At 43.1% G+C, this 19,890-nt stretch carries 20 protein-coding genes and 1 tRNA gene; 8 read left to right on the top strand and 13 right to left on the bottom strand.

Annotated features, from left to right (window positions below; all coding sequences use genetic code 11):
* The first annotated feature begins 430 nt into the window (after window positions 1-430).
* Window positions 431-1,051 carry a hypothetical protein gene (locus tag J7K63_06660; protein MCD6234699.1) on the top strand — a complete coding sequence of 207 codons (621 nt, stop codon included), beginning with the start codon at window positions 431-433 and terminating at the stop codon, window positions 1,049-1,051.
* The gene (locus tag J7K63_06655; GenBank protein MCD6234698.1) at window positions 1,048-2,856 is read left to right on the top strand and encodes a hypothetical protein; all 1,809 of its coding nucleotides are present in this window, start codon (window positions 1,048-1,050) and stop codon (window positions 2,854-2,856) included. The genes J7K63_06660 and J7K63_06655 overlap by 4 nt, the downstream gene beginning before the upstream one ends.
* A 7-nt stretch (window positions 2,857-2,863) precedes the next feature.
* On the opposite strand, the gene J7K63_06650 is transcribed toward J7K63_06655, so the two are convergent.
* Complete coding sequence (locus tag J7K63_06650) at window positions 2,864-4,567, bottom strand: Na+/H+ antiporter NhaC family protein (GenBank protein ID MCD6234697.1); 1,704 nt, start codon at window positions 4,565-4,567, stop codon at window positions 2,864-2,866.
* Window positions 4,568-4,687: 120 nt separating this feature from the next.
* Between J7K63_06650 and J7K63_06645 the strand changes: the two genes are divergently transcribed.
* Both J7K63_06645 and J7K63_06640 read left to right on the top strand, forming a co-directional pair.
* Entirely contained in the window at window positions 4,688-5,254 is a 567-nt protein-coding gene (locus tag J7K63_06645; protein ID MCD6234696.1) for a DJ-1/PfpI family protein, read from the top strand.
* A complete protein-coding gene (locus J7K63_06640; protein ID MCD6234695.1) occupies window positions 5,244-5,924 on the top strand; it encodes an HAD family hydrolase in 681 nt (226 codons plus the stop codon). The genes J7K63_06645 and J7K63_06640 overlap by 11 nt, the downstream gene beginning before the upstream one ends.
* Before the next feature lie 91 nt (window positions 5,925-6,015).
* Here J7K63_06640 and trpB read toward each other — a convergent pair whose 3' ends face one another.
* Both trpB and J7K63_06630 read right to left on the bottom strand, forming a co-directional pair.
* Window positions 6,016-7,227 (bottom strand): tryptophan synthase subunit beta, encoded by a 1,212-nt coding sequence (gene trpB / locus J7K63_06635; GenBank protein MCD6234694.1) that lies wholly within the window; start codon window positions 7,225-7,227, stop codon window positions 6,016-6,018.
* Window positions 7,224-7,514 (bottom strand): transcriptional regulator, encoded by a 291-nt coding sequence (locus J7K63_06630; protein ID MCD6234693.1) that lies wholly within the window; start codon window positions 7,512-7,514, stop codon window positions 7,224-7,226. Before J7K63_06630 ends, trpB begins: the two co-directional genes overlap by 4 nt.
* Window positions 7,515-7,992: 478 nt before the next feature.
* On the opposite strand from J7K63_06630, the gene J7K63_06625 reads away from it, so the two are divergent.
* Both J7K63_06625 and J7K63_06620 read left to right on the top strand, forming a co-directional pair.
* The gene (locus tag J7K63_06625; protein ID MCD6234692.1) at window positions 7,993-8,157 is read left to right on the top strand and encodes a hypothetical protein; all 165 of its coding nucleotides are present in this window, start codon (window positions 7,993-7,995) and stop codon (window positions 8,155-8,157) included.
* A 79-nt stretch (window positions 8,158-8,236) separates the two neighbouring features.
* Window positions 8,237-8,325, top strand: a tRNA-Ser gene (locus J7K63_06620).
* Between the two features lie 239 nt (window positions 8,326-8,564).
* Here J7K63_06620 and J7K63_06615 read toward each other — a convergent pair.
* The 9 genes from J7K63_06615 to J7K63_06575 all read right to left on the bottom strand — a co-directional run bounded on the left by J7K63_06615 (window position 8,565) and on the right by J7K63_06575 (window position 16,871).
* Window positions 8,565-10,016 (bottom strand): sodium/proline symporter, encoded by a 1,452-nt coding sequence (locus J7K63_06615; protein ID MCD6234691.1) that lies wholly within the window; start codon window positions 10,014-10,016, stop codon window positions 8,565-8,567.
* Window positions 10,017-10,089: 73 nt separating this feature from the next.
* Window positions 10,090-10,533, bottom strand: a complete 444-nt coding sequence (locus J7K63_06610; GenBank protein MCD6234690.1) for an arsenate reductase ArsC — start codon at window positions 10,531-10,533, stop codon at window positions 10,090-10,092.
* A gap of 21 nt (window positions 10,534-10,554) precedes the next feature.
* Window positions 10,555-11,193: a cytochrome C biogenesis protein gene (locus J7K63_06605; protein MCD6234689.1), complete on the bottom strand. Its 639-nt coding sequence runs from the start codon at window positions 11,191-11,193 to the stop codon at window positions 10,555-10,557.
* Window positions 11,194-11,313: 120 nt separating this feature from the next.
* Window positions 11,314-11,697 carry a thioredoxin family protein gene (locus J7K63_06600; GenBank protein MCD6234688.1) on the bottom strand — a complete coding sequence of 128 codons (384 nt, stop codon included), beginning with the start codon at window positions 11,695-11,697 and terminating at the stop codon, window positions 11,314-11,316.
* A gap of 56 nt (window positions 11,698-11,753) precedes the next feature.
* Complete coding sequence (locus J7K63_06595; protein MCD6234687.1) at window positions 11,754-12,611, bottom strand: thioredoxin family protein; 858 nt, start codon at window positions 12,609-12,611, stop codon at window positions 11,754-11,756.
* Between the two features lie 28 nt (window positions 12,612-12,639).
* On the bottom strand, window positions 12,640-13,827 hold the full coding sequence (gene arsB / locus J7K63_06590) for an ACR3 family arsenite efflux transporter (protein MCD6234686.1): 1,188 nt from the start codon (window positions 13,825-13,827) through the stop codon (window positions 12,640-12,642).
* Between the two features lie 50 nt (window positions 13,828-13,877).
* On the bottom strand, window positions 13,878-15,173 hold the full coding sequence (locus tag J7K63_06585) for a permease (GenBank protein ID MCD6234685.1): 1,296 nt from the start codon (window positions 15,171-15,173) through the stop codon (window positions 13,878-13,880).
* Between the two features lies 1 nt (window position 15,174).
* On the bottom strand, window positions 15,175-15,519 hold the full coding sequence (locus J7K63_06580) for a winged helix-turn-helix transcriptional regulator (GenBank protein MCD6234684.1): 345 nt from the start codon (window positions 15,517-15,519) through the stop codon (window positions 15,175-15,177).
* Between the two features lie 176 nt (window positions 15,520-15,695).
* A complete protein-coding gene (locus J7K63_06575; protein ID MCD6234683.1) occupies window positions 15,696-16,871 on the bottom strand; it encodes a HAMP domain-containing histidine kinase in 1,176 nt (391 codons plus the stop codon).
* 165 nt (window positions 16,872-17,036) lie between these two features.
* Here J7K63_06575 and J7K63_06570 point away from each other — a divergent pair, with 165 nt between their 5' ends.
* Complete coding sequence (locus tag J7K63_06570; protein ID MCD6234682.1) at window positions 17,037-17,720, top strand: hypothetical protein; 684 nt, start codon at window positions 17,037-17,039, stop codon at window positions 17,718-17,720.
* Window positions 17,721-17,775: 55 nt separating this feature from the next.
* Here J7K63_06570 and J7K63_06565 read toward each other — a convergent pair whose 3' ends face one another.
* Window positions 17,776-18,615, bottom strand: coding sequence for an ABC transporter substrate-binding protein (locus J7K63_06565; protein ID MCD6234681.1), 840 nt, complete (start codon window positions 18,613-18,615; stop codon window positions 17,776-17,778).
* Window positions 18,616-18,673: 58 nt separating this feature from the next.
* On the opposite strand from J7K63_06565, the gene J7K63_06560 reads away from it, so the two are divergent.
* A complete protein-coding gene (locus J7K63_06560) occupies window positions 18,674-19,882 on the top strand; it encodes an MFS transporter (protein ID MCD6234680.1) in 1,209 nt (402 codons plus the stop codon).
* Window positions 19,883-19,890: the final 8 nt, after the last annotated feature.

Below are 19,890 nucleotides of genomic sequence, written 5' to 3'. Positions count from 1 at the left end.
TTGAATATCGCCACCCGTTTGTCCGGCGCAAATTCCTTCCGGACAGATTCGATCATCTCAAGACTGCTGTCAAGTTCCCCACATGAAGAGATGAAGAGATTCGCAGACAACACAATCAGAAAAAAAAACGATTCGTTTCATACATAATTTCCTGTTTAAAGAGTTTTCTCTCAAGCCAGGAGAAAATCTGCTTTTTCGATGATTTAAGCAAGGAAAAACCTCCCCGCCTTCCCTTTTTCAAACCTCTCAACGTCTAAACCTCTCAACGTCTAAACGTCTCAACCTCTCAACGTCTCAACGTCTAAACGTCTCAACATCTCAACGTCTCAACATCTAAACGTAATCTTTTGTATTACACGTTGCTCTTGTTATATTTTACATAAAACAATAATTGTTACTGACAACCATTTCATAATCCGTGAGGAATGTTATGAAAAATTTTCGTTGGAACAGGTCACAGGTATTTACCGTGTTTTTTCTGATGCTTTTTTTATGTTTTTTGCCGGTTCAGCTTTTGGCCGATCTCACAATTGATTCCCGGACTGATGACGTTAAAAAGGTCTTGATATTTGAAAATCCGGAAGCATCTTCCTTATTCAGAGCCTTTCAGGGGCTTTCCATTCAAAAGATCCGGGAAGCCTATCAGGAAAGCGGTCCCAGGACCCAGGCCTGGTTAAAAGAGGAAAACGTTTCTTATTCATCGTTTGTGGAATTCCTGCTCCGGATCGTGATGCTTTTTAAAATGACGGCAGACAGTCCGGAAAAAGCCATGGCAATTCTTCTCCCCATATTTACCGTCTTTTTTATCATCAGTGTAATTCCTTTCACATATACGGCGTTATTTGTCCCACCGGATATGGAAAATCCTGAAAAGCCTGAAAATGATACCATCACCCGTCGCTGGTTCGGACGTGGAAAAAAATCCAGAAATAAGACAGACAGTCAAATTTCCGAAAAAGATTTTCCGGATTCAGAAGAAGAAGATGATGAAGCGGATGAAGACCCTGAGGATGATATGGAAGAAGGGGAAGCTGAGGAGGATGAGTCATGAACACGGAAATGATTTACGAACAGGATGTCAGCCAGGATAAAGACCTTGAGAAATCCCTCCGGAAAAGTATCAATGCGTGGGCAAAAACCATCCCGAATCATCCTTATAAAAAGCTGGGGGACCAGATTTCGGTAGAGAGTATCCTGTACAAGCCGGCCTATCCCATTCGCCTGTTAACCCAGTATGAAGCACGGAGAAAAGACAAGGGGCATGAACCCTATACAAATCAGACTATACCGGAACGAAAAATCCATGCACTCAATGAATTTAATTCCTGGGATATTTCCCTGCCTGATATTCAGAAATTTACCGATAAAACCACCAAGTATTATGTCCAGGGATCGCAATATGTCGCGGATTGTTTCCATTGTCATGCCCGGGGGGTTGTAACATGTCCCCAATGCAACGGACTGCGACAGGTTACATGTCCAACATGCACAGGTGCTGGTAAGGTCCGCTGTTCTTCATGCAGCGGAAGAGGCTGGAACAACTGCAACAACTGTGGCGGCAGCGGAAGGGTCTCCCGGCAGGTTTCCCGCCAACGGACCGTTACCCGTTATGATTCTGACGGCAATTCTTATCCGGGGACTGAAACATACTATGAAACAGTCCGTCAGACATGTTCAGTCTGCGGAGGACGGGGGCACCTGACCTGCAGTACTTGCAGGGGTACGGGAAAAGTTACATGCCGGCAGTGTGGCGGTTCAGGAAAAATCACCTGTCCCCGGTGTGCAGGAAGAGGTATTGTTACCTGTTATACCTGCCAGGGACATAAACAACTGATGTATTATTTCTATGTGGAACGAACCCTGGACCATACCGATCAGAATACCTGTATTGTCCATGAAAATGTTTACAAGCAGTTTCCCGAATATCTGGATCATTACCAGGAATATGAATCCTACAATGTGGTCTCACAAACAGAGGATTTGATTAAACCGGGAGTCCTCCCTGAAGGTCACCATCTGAATTCATTTATCGATAAACTCATTACTGAATCCCGTCAAAAAAGTTCAGAAAGTCATGTAATCCAATTTCAAAGGCTCGATATTGACTGCATTGACACCTGGGAGCTGACCTATACCTTTCGGGGTAAAGAATACATGATGGCCTTTACAGGAAGTGAGTATACCGTGATTCCCGGGTTGAGTCCCATTTACGAAGTGGCTTTCAAAGACTGGAAATCCGGCGTGAGAGCCGGCCGTTTGCTCTGGACAACCCGGGCCTATCGCCAGCTGAAAAAGGCCTCAAGTATAGACGTCTATGAAATACGGGAGAAGGTCAATACGGCTTTTGGTGCCGTCAGTGAAAAAATAAAAGATCATTATACTGCCGGTGTTCGAATTGCTGGACTGCTTGCTCTCTTTTTCGGGAGTTTTATCGTCTATGGATGGTTTAAGCATATCAATCCGGTTTTCAGTTATGCTTCTTTTATTAACCAGCCGGAAAATTTTCTCCATACCTACCATGCCTGGGCTCAGGTTTTTCTCTTTATCTTTCTGGGCACAGAAGCAATGGGAATTGCTGCATCCATCAGCAAGAAGTTTAAAACAGCGATTCCACAGGCTTTGCTAAGAATCATTTTTGGTGGGCTGATAACTTTGATTGTCATGGCCATTGCCCTGGGTCTTCTGGGATTATTAAATCTAACGGGTATCACCATTCTTGCAGATATTGCCCTGCTTATCGTTCACTGGATCTTTAAAATCGCCTTGATTTTCCTTGGCATTTTTGTGGGGATTGTTGTCTGGGGAGCCAAAATTATCTGGGTACTGATCAGCAAAATTTGGAATTGGATTTTTTAAACCCGGTTTAAACTTTTTTACCGAATATTCTCACAACGGCAAAAACAACTCCGGTTCCTGCAATAAGGGTTAACCATGCAGGGACTCCCAGACCGGCAGGTATATATCCAAAAAAGATAGTAATCAGGGCAACGGGGACGGCATACCCTAATTGTGTCCGGGTATGATCGATATGATCACAGGCAGAACCCATGGAGGATAAGATGGTTGTATCAGAAATGGGTGAACAGTGATCACCGAAAATGGCACCGGTAAGAACTGCACCGATATTCATTGCCAGAAATCCCCGGGACGGGTCCATGGCATAAGCCAGGGGGATGGCCAGAGGCATGAGAATTCCCATGGTTCCATAAGATGTGCCTGTGGCAAAGGAGATGGAAGCCCCGAGAATAAAGATAATGGATGAGAGTAAAAAGGCGGGAACGGCATCAGAGAGGACAGAAACCAGATATACGGCGGTTCCCAGTTCATTCACAATGCCACTGAGGGACCAGGCCAGGATAAGAATCACGACAGTGATTACCAAAGCCTTTGCACCGCTGATCCAGGCATTGATAGCTTCGATCCATCCAAAAATCTTTCGTTTCACCCCCATGGCAATCGCCACAATCCCTGCCAGTAAAGCTGCCTGAAACAGGACGAGACTTGCATTGGACGCACTGAAAGCTTCCCGAAAGGCAAAGAAAGAGAGAGGTGCGCTGAGTACCTGTTCAGCCAATGCCGTATCTGTTCCGGTAACAATAGACCGGTAACCATCATAATAAAGCCCCAGAAAGGCACCCACAATCAGAATGAGAATAGGGATAACGGCACTGGAAGCCTGAAGCTTAATTCCTTTTTTAGGCTGAACGGATCTGGCATCCGTATCCACCATGGGCTGGGCATTTTCACCATGGACATGCCCTGTTTGACGGGCTCGTTTTTCCGCTTTGTACATAGGACCGAATTCTCTCAAAAGCCATATCCCTACAAGAATAAAAATGAGGATAAATATATTGTAAAAACGGTAAGGAATGGTCCTGATAAACATACCATAGGCATTGGCATCCAAGCCGATACTTGTAAACCCATCATTGATAAGTCCCAGCTCGTATCCGATCCAGGTGGATATAAGAGCAATACCTGCAATAGGTGCGGCGGTGGCGTCAATCACAAAGGCCAGTTTTTCCCGTGAAATTTTCATCCGGTCTGTCACCGGCCGCATGATCGGTCCAACCGTTAAGGCATTAGCATAATCATCAAAAAAGATAAAGAGTCCCATACACCAGGTATAAAATTGGGCGGTACGGGGCGATTTCGCCTTTTTAGAAAGGGCTTCTGCAATAGCTTTGGCCCCGCCGATCCGGGAAATAACACCAATGAGTCCGCCGATTGCCAGCGTTTGCAGAATAATCCCCGCATTCCATGAAGAAGCCAGACTGGCCTGCATTTCATAGGTAACCCGGATAAAGCCCTTCCAGATGGCATGAAATGCGTTATCGGTGTTTAAAAGAAGCATATATGCGCCGGAATAAATTCCGAGGAACAGAGATACAATCACATTCCGGGTCACAAAGGCCAGAATAATGGCTGTCAAAGGCGGAATAAGAGACCAAATCCCCCATTCCCGGGCATTGATTTCAGAAACAGTAGGCTCGGCGGCATGAAGAACACTTGCCATAAATAATAATATTAATATTAATAAAATTCCGCTTTTAAATCCGTGTCTCATGGTTATCTCCTTATGGAATTTTCCGGTTTTTAGAGTCAAAACTTGTGAATAGTTTACAATTCCATTATCTTTTTTACAAATTGAAACCAATGAAATAACGCATCCACGGAGGGATATACAATGGGTGATATCAGAGTACTGGTCCCCCTGGCAGAAGGATTTGAGGAAATTGAAGCCGTTACCATCATTGATATGCTTCGCAGGGCAGGAGCCGTTGTGGTGAGTGCGGGACTTCATGAAAGACATGTTACGGGAGGACATGATATTCGTCTTGAAACGGATGTTCTGTTGGATGATGTGTTGAACAAATCATGGGATTTGATTGTCCTTCCCGGAGGCGGAAAAGGTGTTGAAAACCTCCTGGCCGACACGAGAATCCTTTCGATGGTGCAAAAACATAATCGGGCAGGAAAAGAAACAGGGGCTATATGCGCCGCACCTCGGGTACTTGAAAAAGCCGGCATTACAAAGGGACACACCATCACCATTCATCCCATGCAGAAAGAATACTTACAGGATTCAACCGTTGAAGACAAAGCCGTGGTAACCAGTGACCGGATGATTACCGGGCGAAGTGCCGGTGCGGCAATGGCATTTGCCCTGACTCTTATCAAACGGCTCATGGGAAAGGATGTGGCAGAAAAAGTGGAAAAGGGTGTGATATCGGGAGTCCGTTTTGACACATAAGCTTATCTTGTTTGATATCGACGGAACGTTGATTCACGCCGGAAAAACCCCTTCGGCCGTTTTTGCCGAATCCATCGGAACGGTTATCGGGAAAACTGTTGAGTTTCCGAAAAACATTTTCTTTGGACGAACGGACACATACATTATCCGAGAAATGCTCCGGCAACATCTGACAACACCGGCAGACGGTGAATATCATCACATCAAGGAACACTTTATCCGCCTTATGAAAGAACTCTTTCCCCGCTCTGACGACGGTTATTTAATTCCCGGAGTCAGAGAATATCTTGACAAATTACGGGAGGAAGCCAACATCAATCTGGGACTTGTAACGGGAAATTTTAAAGAAACGGCATACGTAAAACTCTCCCGCTTTGGGCTGGAACATTATTTTGAAACGGGTGGATTCGGAGACGATTCGGAAGACCGGCCTGAACTTTTGAAGCAGGCGGTTGAAAAAGCGTCGAAATTCTATGGAAAATCATATCACCCCGGAAATATCGTTGTAGTGGGAGACACCCTTCATGATATTCACAGTGCCCATCACTGGGGATATCGATCCGTCGCCGTCAGCCATATCCGTGATAAAGATGAGTTACTGCAGGGCTTGCCGGATATTCTCATAGAAAACTATGAAGGATTAACCGGCTCCCGCTGTTTGTTTGAATAAACCCATGAAAAATAATGCCTGAACAATAAAAAACGGGAAGAAATCTTCCCGTTTTTTTGGAAGGTTGGATACATCGTTGGTCGGGGTTTATTTATAAACCATAATCTTTGCCGTATTTATTAACGACAAATTCTATATCCTTATCTCCCCGTCCGGAAAGATTCACAAGCAACTTTGCCGTTTTGGGGAGTGTTGAAGCCAGTTTCATGGCAAAAGCCACGGCATGGGCGCTTTCAAGGGCGGGAATGAGTCCCTCAACCCGGGAAAGCTCAAAGAAAGCATCAATTGCCTCTTTATCATTCACCGTAACGTATTCAACCCGTTTTATATCCTTCAGGAAACTATGCTGTGGACCAACAGAGGGATAATCAAGACCACTGGCAACGGAGTATACTCTCAGGGGATTGCCTTTCTCATCCTGAAGTATGTAGGATTTAAAACCGTGCATCACGCCCGGTTTACCCAGTGTGAGAGTCGCGGCATGTTCTCCTTCATTAAGGCTCAGGCCTGAAGGTTCCACACCATACATACCCACCCCTTTATCTTCCAGAAAAGCATTAAAGAGTCCCATGGCATTGGAACCGCCGCCTACACAGGCAATAAGGTCGTCCGGAAGTTTTCCTGTCATTTCCAGAAACTGACCGCGTGCTTCCCGTCCAACCACGCTTTGAAAATCACGGACCATCATGGGAAAGGGATGGGGCCCCACCACAGACCCGATGGCGTAAAAAATATTGTCCGGATCCTCAAGATAGGCTTCAAATGCAGCATCCACGGCATCTTTCAGGGTTCGGGTTCCCCGGGTGACCGGCACAACCCTCGTTCCCAGAATTTTCATCCGCGTTACATTGGGGTGTTCTTTTTCCATATCAATATCGCCCATGTACACATCACAGGGCATATCAAGCAACGCCGCGGCAGTCGCCAGGGCTACACCATGCTGCCCTGCACCCGTTTCTGCGATGACCTTTTTCTTGCCCATTCTCTTCGCCAGAAGAACCTCTCCAAGACAATGATTGATTTTATGAGCACCGGTGTGGTTCAAATCTTCCCGTTTGAAATAAATCTGGGCACCCCCGTACTTTTCAGAAAGGGTTTTCGCATGGAAAATGGGACTGGGCCTGCCTACATAATGCTTGTACAGATGCGCCAGTTCCTGATGAAAAGACTCGTCTTCACGGATTTTTTCATAGGCATCCGTAATTTCCTGTAAAATGGATTCAAGCTGGGGGGGAACATAGGAACCGCCGTATTCCCCAAAGTAGCCTCGTGTATCCGGTAATTGTGAAAATGATCTGCTCATGTTTTTTTTTCCTCTTCGTTGTGCATCAAATTGTCAAGGATGCTTCGTGTTACTGAATTTTTCTTTTTGAGGATTTTTGATCCCCGTGTGATTTTGCACAGACTTATATGGTGCCTGGTGGCGATAGTCCGTTGCGTATCACCCCTGTACAGTTCCTTGACAAGTTGCCATCGAAGAGCAAAATCATCGATTTCCTTCGGTGTCAGAATCTCCCGGATGAATTTCCGCATGAGGACGGGGTCCGTGATTCCGGCAAGAACATTGGCAAATTCAACAGGTGATTGCATATCTGTCTCCATGTTTCTATTTATAGAAACATACGAAATTTCATTCCGGTTGTAAACTGTTTTTTTCTTATTTTTAAACTTTATAACGGATACCGGGGCACTGATTCCATACCCTATCATGCCATCGTCAGTTCAATGCCTTTCCGGCCCGGTGATATTCATATTAAACAAAAAAATTATTTTGAACCTATTCTGAAGATATGTTGTATTGTAATCTTGAAAAACAACTATAATCGGAGTTCCAAATAAAACAATGTCACTTAACATGTGTATTAATTACTTTACCATTAATAATATATTGCGATAAACAATTGGAATTTCAAGTATATCTTGCAAAAATCACTCTGCCTGTTTACATTTTGTCAACATTATGACATCACCTATTTTACCAAATTGCCCCTTCTGTGGAGCCGGAATTCAACATTTTATCGGACATGTTTCCGGTCATTACGCATATTATTGTACCCATTCAAAAAAAATGATTGTTCTATATGAAGCCCTTCATGAAAAGATTACAGAAACGGGACTTGATGCAAATATAAAAAAACGTGTCAAAGAGTATATCCTTTCATCCGATGAATTCGAAATTCACCTCACCTTACAAAAAGTCCGTTCCTTCGAATCCGAATTCAGTCTGAAATAGCATCTTTTTCAAATATCTTTGAGTGTCTTTTTATTTGTTTTCATTGACTGTTGAAAGTTTTAATTTAGTAGGTTTTTTGGGAAGGGTGACCGAGTTGGCTTAAGGTGCACGATTGGAAATCGTGTGTACGGCAAAACCGTACCCCGGGTTCAAATCCCGGCTCTTCCGCAACATGAAAACCGGTAATACCGGTTTTCTACGTTTAGATGTTTAAGACGCATAGATGTTAAGAGGTTGGGTAGAACAATGTTAAGAAGAAATAATATTTTTTAGAGCTTCTATATAGTGAAAAACTTATGTTTATGTGCCCCCGGGGATAAAATAGACCTTCGCCAGATTAAAAGCAAGATTATGCTATATTTTATATATTAGTAGTGCGATATCTCCCATCTAACTTATTCTTTCCATCATACTGCTGTGATCTCATGCCGTTTCTTTCGATTTAACACAAGGGTAGAGACCACTGCCACAATCAATGCTACGATAAAGGTCAAAAAGCGGGCTGTGATTCGGCTTTCCATTCCCGAACTAATCCAGATAATTGTAAAAAGCATGCCGCTGATAATCGTTATAACAACGGCCATCCCATGAAAACGTTTCCAAAAAAGGGTCAATAAAATGATGACTGAAAAAGTCCCACCAATACCGGCCCAGACATATCCCACAAGTGTATAAATAAGATTTGACGGAGTAATGTAGGCTAAAAGAAGCGCAACAACAGCCAATATGGCTGTTATACATCTGGCATAACCTAATGATTTCCTTGATTGTTGTTTCAGAATGTTTTGGGAAAGTTCTGTTGCAGATAAAATGAGCAACGAATCTGCAGTGGAAATCATTGCAGCAATAGCACCTGTAATCAGGATGGCCGCAAAAGCCGGTGGGAAAACTGTGAGCATCACTTTTGGCATGACTGTTTCCGGATCTGAGAGTCCCTGTGGACCAAAAATAGCAATGCCAATCCAGCCGATACATAAGGCGCCTAAATATGCAAACACGGTCCAGATAACACCCACATTCCTGGCTTTAATCGCCTGTTTTTTATCCTTGATGGCCATAAATCGCATGCTCAATTGGGGTTGGCCGCCCAAATATCCAAAAAACCACGAAAAACCACCCATGATGGCAATACCGGCAGTAAAACCAGAAACACCACCTGTTATTGAACTGTATGAACTTCCGGCCAATCGGAGTGCTTCCGGTAAACTTCCGGCAAAAAGGCCAGGATGATTTTTCAGATAGAGTAATCCTGCAAGAGGTCCCAATATAAGGGTTACAATCATGACAATTGCCTGGATAACATCCGTATAAACAACTGAACGAAAACCGCCATAGACGGTATATGGAACAATAATACAGGCTGTTAAGAGCATACCCAGCGCCGGATCCATACCAAACATGGCATTCAGGGTTTTCCCGCCACCCAGAAATTGAGCTCCTACATAAAAGAAAAAGAAAAAAACAATCATAAAGCTGCTCACTATACGAATCGGCTTTTCCATTGCTCCATGTCGCCTGGCAATAAACTCAGTAAAACTATTTACATCATATTTTTTCGCCTCTTCCTGCAAACGGAATGCAATCAGCCACCAGGCTACAATAATACCTGTAACACATCCAACAGCCGTCCAGACACTGGTAAGTCCTGCCGCATAAGCAAAGCCCGGAAGTCCCAACAGAGCCCAGGAGGATTCTCCAGTTGCTCTTTCACTCAAAGCTGCAACCCATCCTGACAGATTGCGGCCTGCAATAGCATAATCCTTCTGAGATTTGACCTTACGCCCCTGCCAGATTCCCCAACCAATTAAAAAAGACAAATAAACAACCATTACAAGGATGATTTGCGATTGATCAGCCATAGATCCTCCACTTACATAATGATTATATTAATTATTAAAGATTTAAAATTCAAGCTCTTTGATGTCCAAATGTTTAAACGTAAAGATGTTTAGATTTTTTAAGATTAAAGGTTTCAACAAATTTTCTTATTTCATCCCGTACTCGCCGGTATACATCAAGAATAGATTCCTCATCGGTCCATCCTTTCGTTATATATGGCGGATCGTCAAAACTTTGATGAATGCGTTTCACATTTCCCGGAAAGTAGGGACAGTTTTCACGTGCAGAATCACAAACCGTAATCACAACATCAAAATCAATACTCTTGAGCTCGTCCGTCAGCTTGGATCTGTATCCGGAAATATCCACACCCGCTTCTGCCATCACTTTTACAGCCCGAGAATTGAGTCCATGGGATTCTATACCGGCGGACCAGGTTTCAAATTCATTCCCCCGCAAGTATCTGAACCATCCTTCAGCCATCTGGCTCCGACAAGAGTTGCCTGTGCATAAAACCAGCAATTTTTTCTTATTCATAATCCCCTCCTATGAAATATTTCAGGCTATAATCAATGTATAAAAACCGGCAATCAAAATTAAAACACCGCAAACCTTTCGAACTTTATCAATAGTATTGGATTTCTGATTCCAGTTCAGATAATCACTGACCCACCCGGAAAGGGTCCCGGCTATAATAATCACAGTAACATGTCCTGCACTATATAAAAGAATCAAAGACGTGCCTAAAACACTCTTCTCTGGACCCATCTTAAAGATCACGCCAAAAAGGGGAGCCAAAAAAGCAAATGTGCATGGCCCTAAAACTACACCAAACATAATTCCAAGGATCAGTGCACCCCAGAGTCCCCACCTTGAAAAATCCGGAATTTTAGCTTTAAACCCGTTGAACTGAATAACATCCAGAAAGAGAAGTCCTGCCAGCAAAAACGCAAAGGCAAAAATATAAGTCGTTACAGGTCCTGTATCTCCCGCCAGTCTTACTGCCGCCAGTGTCAGGACACTTGTTAACACAATCGTTAAAAGCATACCCATAGAAAAGAGGGTGCTGATTTGAAATCCTTTAAAAACCGAAATTTTTTCCTGTCCGTTAACATATCCTGCAACCAAAGGTACAGCCGTCAAATGACATGGACTCAATAAAAGACTCATTACGCCCCACACAAATGTAGTTACCATTGTCAAAAAGAGTCCTGATGAACCACTTAGTAACTTTGTTATTGTATTGAAAAAACCTTCCATAAAACCTTTCAACAGTTTGATTATTACACCGGTTTAAAATGTATAACCCATGTCACTTCAGATTTGGAAAATATTACTTTTTGCCAGAAACCCTTCGTGTCTGAAGAGTTCCTTCCCCTCGGAATCAAGTAAAATTTGTGTAGGGATAACACGAATACGATATTCCTGTGCTTTTTCAGGAAATTCATTTACATCATAAAAAATCACATTCATTCTACCCGCATATTCAGTGCGGAGTTCTTCAAGTATGGGTTCCATCTTTTTACATGGAATACAATTTTTAGAACCTAAATCAATGAATGAAGGGATTCCTTTGTCTTGATTTTGTATTGTGACGGATGCTTCAGTCGTGCCGGAAGTCCCCAAAATTTTCGTAAAAATAATTCCTATTATAATAACACAGACAGATATTATAATTAAAATGCGGGATTTTTTATTCATCGGTTCTCCTCCTTTATAATAAACAGTAAAAATTCTTTAAATACAAATGGCACGTATTATTCTTTAAGATACTTTTTTATATCCTCAACGGAAGAAACCCGGCCGGAGGATTTCAACTGTTCATCAATCACCAGTGCCGGTGTCATCATTACCCCGTATTTTTGATATTCCTTCCAGTCTGAGATTTTTTCAATTTGATGTTCAAGATTTAATTCTTTGGCCGCTTCTTCAGCATGCTGAGCCAGTTTGTGACATTTTGGGCATCCACCACCAAGAATTTTTATTTTTTTCATTCTTCCCCTTTCTTTCAAGATTTTTGTTTTTTTTATTCTGTTTTCAAGATCCTTTTTTGCAGTTAATAAAATTTTGTTCCGCTTAATAAAATTTTTGACGATCCGAGTATCTGGAAATTCAATTGCATCATAATAACACCATACTTTACATGATGTACATCCAACCATGCATTGCAAAGGCCTTGCAACTACTGCAATATTTTGATTCACATCAAAATCAAACACATCCCTGCTACAACTTGTAACACACATCCCGCATCCTGTACATTTGTCCGTATCAATCATAGGATGCCATGTAATGTTTTCTCTGGGAATGCCCTTCCATTTAGCATATTTATCTGATGATGTATTATTCGTTTTATTTTCTGTCTTTGGACACAATTTGATCACAAAATCACGAATCTGTTCCTTAGACCAGATATGTCCCTGGCAGAGTATTTTATCATCGACTATAAGCGCAGGAGTCAAAAGAATTTGTTTATCTTCAATTTTCAAAATTTCATCCATTGTGTGAATAATATCTATCTGACACGTCAGTTTCAATTCATGGAGAATTTCTTCAACATTATTTTTCAGGTGCCTTTGAATAGGGCTGTCTTTGCCGATTATTATAATTTTCATAATGTTTCCCTCTTTCAGACTTTCTTGTTTAAACAATACGTTTCTTTATATCTGTAAACCAATATTGGGTTTTCAAACAGATGCGGACCAGCATTAGCATGACTGGCACCTCGATTAAGACTCCGACAACTGTTGCAAGTGCGGCACCTGATGACAATCCAAAAAGCATAACTGCTGTTGCAAGAGCGACTTCAAAGTGGTTTGAAGCACCTATTATAGCTGAGGGAGCAGCATCTCTGTAATTAAAATTCAGGATTTTTGCCAGACCATATCCTAACCAGAATATCAAATTTGTTTGAATAAATAAGGGGATGGCAATCCATAATATTGTCAGGGGGTTGGCTGCAATTACAGCCCCTTTAAAACTAAAAAGCAGAATCAGTGTCACAAGTAAAGAAATGATAGTTACCGGAGTAAGGTAATGAAGAAACTTTTGCTCAAACCAATGTACTCCTTTTGCTTTAATGATCCACTTGCGTGATAAATAACCGGCTACGAGAGGAAGCGCCACATATATTAATATAGATAAAAGAAACGCCTTCCATGGAACCGGAAGTTTGCCTACGCCAAGGAGAAAACCACCCAAAACACCATATAGCACCAACATGGTTAATGAGTTTATGGCAACCATTACCAGAGTCAGTCCATCATTTCCTCTTGCAAGAAAGCTCCAAACCAAAACCATAGCCGTGCAAGGTGCAACACCGAGGAGAATAGTTCCTGCAAGATAACTGCGCCAGAGGGGTATTTTCAGCATTTTTACGCCTTCATGCAGTACCACAGTGCCTGCCCCATGGGATGTACCAACCGGAAGATGTAAACCAAAAGGCATTTTGACCAGATCCGTTGCATCCACACCAATAAAAGAGCGAAACAATATACCTAAAAACAAATAAGCAATTGCATACATGGTAAAAGGTTTAATTGCCCAGTTAATGAAGAGAGTTAAAAGGACAGGTTTGCCACTTTTTCCGGCTTGCACAACCTCAGAAAAATCAATTTTAACCATGATGGGATACATCATAAAAAAAAGACAAATAGCAATTGGAATGGAAACCACGGGGGCATTTCCCACATAAACAGACATTCCATCCAGAGATTTAGCCGGGCCGGGGGCAATTTTTCCAAGAAGAATACCAGCGAGTATACAGAGTCCAACCCAAAGCGTCAAATAGCGCTCGAAGATATTGCTCATTTTTCGCTCATGTGGTTCCATCAATCAGTCTCCAATTTTTGAAAGGAATGTAAGATATTGCATCTCTTTCTTTACAAGCTTCCGAAAATCATTCCGCTGATGGTAGCCATTACAATAACCAGCAGAACAAAAACCAAAGTTTTTTTCGTCCCAAGCACACTCCGGATAACCAGCATATTAGGCAGACTTAAAGCAGGCCCGGCCAAAAGCAGAGCCAGTGCAGGACCTTTTCCCATTCCTGCGCCTATGAGTCCCTGGAGAATGGGAACTTCCGTCAAAGTGGCAAAATACATAAACGCTCCGGCAAAGGAGGCAAAGAAATTAGCCCACAGAGAATTACCGCCGACAGCACCTTCCACCAACGCAGAAGGAATGAGTCCTTCATGGCCGGGACGGCCCAGCAAGGCTCCGGCAATCAGAACACCTAATAAGAGCAGCGGCAGAATTTGCTTTGCAAATTCCCAGGATGCCCCAAACCAGTCTGAGGTTTCACCTTTATCCGTGCTGGTAAATGCCGAGAGTCCCACCACACCGGCAGCAAAAACCAGCGCCGGTTGACCGGGATATAACAGAGCTAATAAAATAACAGAGACGGCAGTAACGGCGACCTTCCACCACACCAAGCCAAACCAGAGAACCAGGATAACAGCAAGTCCGGAAGAAAAAAGAGCCGTGACAATCCATTTGGCCTGAAAAATAACTGCCCACATTCCAGTGTTTTCAGTCGAAGCACCCCAATTGGCAAAGACAAGGATTCCAATAAGAGAAATAAAAAAGAGAATATTCTGAATTCCGCTTCTGGAATTACCCTTTTCGGGAATAGCCATCTCCGTGGAAACCCCGTTTTTCTCCTCCTTCCTGAAAATCACATGCATCAGGAGTCCGATAACAATACTGAAAACAATTGCACCCACTGCCCTGGCTATACCCATTTCAAGCCCTAACACACGGGCTGTCAGAATAATAGCCAACACATTAATAGCCGGCCCTGAATAAAGAAACGCCGTTGCCGGTCCCAGTCCGGCTCCCATCCGGTAAATCCCTGAAAAAAGAGGCAGAACGGTACAGGAACAAACAGCCAATACGGTTCCGGATACGGATGCTACACCATAGGCCACAACTTTTTTGGCCTGGGAACCCAGATATTTCATAACCGCACCCTGACTGATAAACATAGAAATGCCACCTGCAATAAAAAAGGCCGGAATCAGACAGAGCAATACATGTTCACGTGTATACCATTTTACCAATTCAAGCGCCTCGAGAACTGCATTGTTAAAACGGGGATGTCCAACAGGCAGATAATATAGAGCCGGAAAGACAGAAACTATCCAAAGCAAAGGTTTCCATTCTCGTTTCCAAATCACTTCAATTCTCCTTCTCTGATTCAGCGTGAGAAATCATTTTAGACCCCTCTTCCAGATTGGATTCAATAATATTCAAAGCACATTCTGTAAATTGGAGAATACAGGGTGTTTTCAGATGATAAAATACTTGTTTCCCCCGTTTCTCATCCTTTACAATACCAGCCTCTTTCAGAATAGACAGATGTTTGGAAATCGTGGATATATCGGCACCGATCTCCCGGACAAATTCACACACACATTTTTCCCCCTTTAACAACTTTTCCGCCATGTATAAACGGGAGGGATGAGCCAAAGCTTTTAAAATCTTTGCCTTGGCCTCGTATAATCTTTTTTCGTCTTCGCGCATCTTTCCTCCTATAATTGGTTGGTCATTTTACCAAATAACTAATTATTAAACAAGAATTTTTTCTTCATTTATTCAGAACAAATTTTCCTTTTGACATAAACTCTTGGATCCACTTCCATCCGCCGAAATAAAAATATCAACCCAAAACCGGACTCTTTATTCAAAGCGTGAATTCATCACTCAGAACTCATCACCACTCTAATGGTTGTCCCCTCCCCTTCTTTTGACCGTAAAACATATATCCGCCCACGATGATATTCTTCAAAAATCCTTTTCGTCAGTGAAAGACCAAGTCCCCACCCTCTTTTTTTCGTGCTATATCCCGGCTTAAAAATAGTTTTCCAGAGAGATTCAGGAATTCCTTTTCCGGTATCACTTACATCAATGATAATTTTCTTCCCGTTTTGCTCCATAACACGCACTTCAATCTGCCCGGCATTGTCACCAATGGCATCCACGCCATTTTTAATCAGGTTTTCCATTCCCCATTCAATCAGATCACGGTTCCCCCGGATTTTCCGATTTGTTTCAACATGGAATGTTATTTTCAGCTGTTTGTTTTTTTGGGGGATACGTCTTTCCATATACTGTTTTACATGATTCATCACATTCTGCAAATCAATCAGCTTTTGCTGACCCCGTGAACCAATTTGTGAAAACCGGTTTGAGACTTTTTCAAGTCTGTGGATATCCACATCCATTTCATCAAAAATCTCGTGATGGGCCCTGAATGTCTCCCGGGCTAATGTGAGCCATCCCATCAGCGAACTAATTGGAGTACCCAATTGGTGAGCCGTCTCCTTGGCCATACCGACCCAGATGAATTTCTTCTCACTGCTCCGGATATACTGAAAGACCATAAAGCCGACAAAAATCAGCAGAATGGCTCCACCCAGTTCGATATAGGGCATCCATTTCAATCGACGAATAGTGGAACTGTCCCCGTAATGTATATAACCTACAACCAGGGTATCGTATGTAAGGGGCACTGGTTCCGTATAGCGATCCATTATGTTGACTCTCTCGATGAGGGTTCTGTGAACAGCCGGGGACATGCGTGTCGTATCGGGAATGCCGGGGACATTCTTCCAGGCACTGATTTCATGATTTTGACGACCTGTGACAATAATCGGAAATGAAATACGCGTTAAAATCTCGTCAAATAAAAAACTGAAATCGGTAAAATTCTCCTCACTGGCAATGCGGGCATATAATTCTGTATAAAACAGAAGAACATCCTTTGCTTCATGCCGTAATTCGTGGACGTTTTTCTGGGAGTAAAAAAGAATTCCCAGAATGAACAAAAAAGAGACAGCACCCAACAACATTTTTATACGGAGAGAATTAATCATGGTATGGAATCCTAATTTATATTTCTGATAACATAAGTTACACATATTCATGTCCCGAAAAAATATTCCGAATATAAAACCAATTAAAATTCTTTCCCCTTTGAAGCCTGATAAAAATTCATCTAATTTTATTCAATCATAAATAACAAAACAAGGGGGCTGGTCATGTCCGGTTACGAATATACCATGGGTAAAGTAGTGGATTTAAAGGTCGAGCAAAAGAAAACACTGGAAACACCCGTTCTTAAGGCAAACCTGATTTTAAAATCCATGTATCTGATGATGAATCTTTTGTACGGTTTTAAGCGGACCCTTCCAAAATTCATGATTATTGAAGTGTTGGCCCGGTATCCCTATTGGGCCTGGGAAAGGGGCGGATATAAAATTGTCACAAAATCCCATACCCACTCACGCTGGGCTAAACGACATGAATCTGATATAGCCTTGTACCTGATCAGTCTTGGCAGGGAATCCCAGGATATTGAACAGTGGCATCTGATGCTGATTCAGGATATAATGAAACAGAAAAAACTCCATCTGGGATGGTTAAAAAAAGTCTTTCTTCCCCGGATTATAACCGGGGCCTACTATTATCTGACACGCATTATGTGGTGGATGAACCCAAAATGGAGCTTTCGGATGAATGCCGCTTTTGAATCCCATGCAGAACATGAATACATGAAAATTGTTCAGGAACATCCCGAATGGGAGAATGAACAGATTGAGAGTGAGTATTTTGAATTCTATCCAAAACAGAAATCCATGGCAGATCTATTTCGCCGGATCGGCCTGGATGAACGGGATCACATGTACCATTCCCTGGAAGGGATGGAGAGGATGAGAAAGTGATGGTGAAACGCGTTCTTGCTATTATTCACTTTTCCTGCCAATCCTCTCCCGTAGATTACGGAACCATCATAAGTTCAACCGGCACTTCAGGAACCAGTCCCCGTTCAGAAGCCATGGACAGAAAGCGCCGGATAGCCTCCCGTCCCCTTTTCCCGTAGTCAATGGTCAAATCGTTGACATACATAGAGACAAATTCACCGGCACGCTGTGCATCCATTTCACCGGCATATTTCATAGCATAAGTGAGCGCCTCATCCTTATGTTCAATCGCATATCGTATGGCCTCACGAAGAATATTATTTAATTCGTGCATCGTCTTATCCCCAAGGTCTCTGCGGACCACATTCCCCCCCAATGGCAGGGGAAGTCCGTCAGTCAGATTGTACCACCATTCCCCAAGATTGATCACCGAATATAACCCCCGGTCTTTCCAGGTAAGTTGTCCTTCATGGATAATAAGCCCTGCCTCTATCTCTCCCTTTTCAACAACCTCCATGATCCTGTCAAAAGGCATAACCACCGTTTTAATGTGGGGATTCCAAAGCTTCAGGGCCAGGTATGCCGATGTTTTCAACCCCGGGACTGCAACGGTTGCCTTAGAAAGAGCATCAGGATCCATAGGTTCACGTGTGACAATCATGGGGCCATAATTATCCCCCATGCTGGCGCCACAGGTCATCAAGGCATACTTGTCGGCAATATACGGAAAGGCATGTATGGATATGGCGGATATTTCAAAACGACCGGTTTCCGCATCGTCATTCAGGGACTGAATATCGTTGAGATAATGATCAAATATATAGCCCCGGGTGTCAATCTTACCGGCGGCAAAAGCATAGAACATAAAGGCATCATCAGAATCCGGACTGTGAGCAATCATGATTTTTTTTCGCATTTACCCTCCGCTTTACATTTTTTATCACCTGAAAAGTCATTTAAATTCGCACATGTTTATGAAAAAAACAAACGATGGGAATTCTTTTTTGGCTCTGACAGGAAATCTCTTCCTTTTTCAGGTATCCCATGCTCTTTTTCAGGTTTCCCTCATTTGGACTGTGTTGGACATCAGCGGATCAAAACAGACGACGGGCCTTCTGGCATCTGCCGTTTATATGCCTTACCTCTTTTTCAGCCTTCCCGCCGGCATCTTTGCAGACGGAAAGAGTAAAGTGAGCATTATCCGATGGGTCTGCCTCTTGGAGGCCGGGATTGTTCTGCTGATACCCTTGTTACACAGTCTGGACAGCCTGTCCATCCGCGTGATGGGAATGATTGCTTTTATCCTGACCAGCGTGGCGGCTTTTTACAACCCGTCCCGTGATTCACTCATCCCTCTCTATCTTCCCGAATCCAAGCTCATCCGTGGCAACACCATTGTCCAGATAACCATACAAATCGCCTTTATCGCGGGACCGGTCCTTGCCGGTTACCTGATAGATCTGGTGGGAGCCGTCCGGGTATTTATTTTGATTGGAATCCTCTTTCTTTTCGCTTTTATCACGGGATTTTTGATGAAACATCCGGCCCGGGAAAAGGATATCCAGATTCAATCCCTGGATATGCGGACATTGACAGATATCCTGGAGACCCTAAAAAACGACCCTGTCTTAATCTGGTTGTTAATTATCACCGTGGTGGATAATCTGTTCATTATGGGTCCGGCCGTTGTGGGTATGGCTATCCTGGTCCGGGAAGTTTTTAATGGCAGCGCTTCCGACTGGGCGCTGTGTGAAACTTTCCTGTCTGTCGGGATGATTGTCACTTCCCTCTTTCTCATGAGATGGGGACGTAAAATCCCCCTGGGAATCATGCTCATTACCGGTATCATTATGGACGGACTAACGTACATCCCGGTGAAATGGGCATCGACCATTCCTCTGCTCTGGGCTATTATTTTCTTCCATGCTCTCTTCATCCCCTTAGTCATTGTGGGCAGGACCACCATTATTCAGAAAAGAGTCCCCCATTCCCTGCAGGGACGATTTTTCAGTCTTATCGCCATTTCCGTCGTTGGGCTGACAGCTGTATCCACCGCGTTAACGGGACTTGCTACTGAATACATCCCTGTCCGTGATCTTTTTGCATATATCGGGGTTCTGGCTGCCGTAACCGGAGGCTTTGCTCTCTTTTATAAACCTCTCAGAACATTACAAAACACTTAGCAAGACAC

Source organism: Candidatus Neomarinimicrobiota bacterium, assembly GCA_021157965.1.
Classification (GTDB): Bacteria; Fidelibacterota; Fidelibacteria; order Fidelibacterales; family Fidelibacteraceae; genus Fidelibacter.
This window is presented reverse-complemented; position numbering and strand designations above follow the sequence as displayed.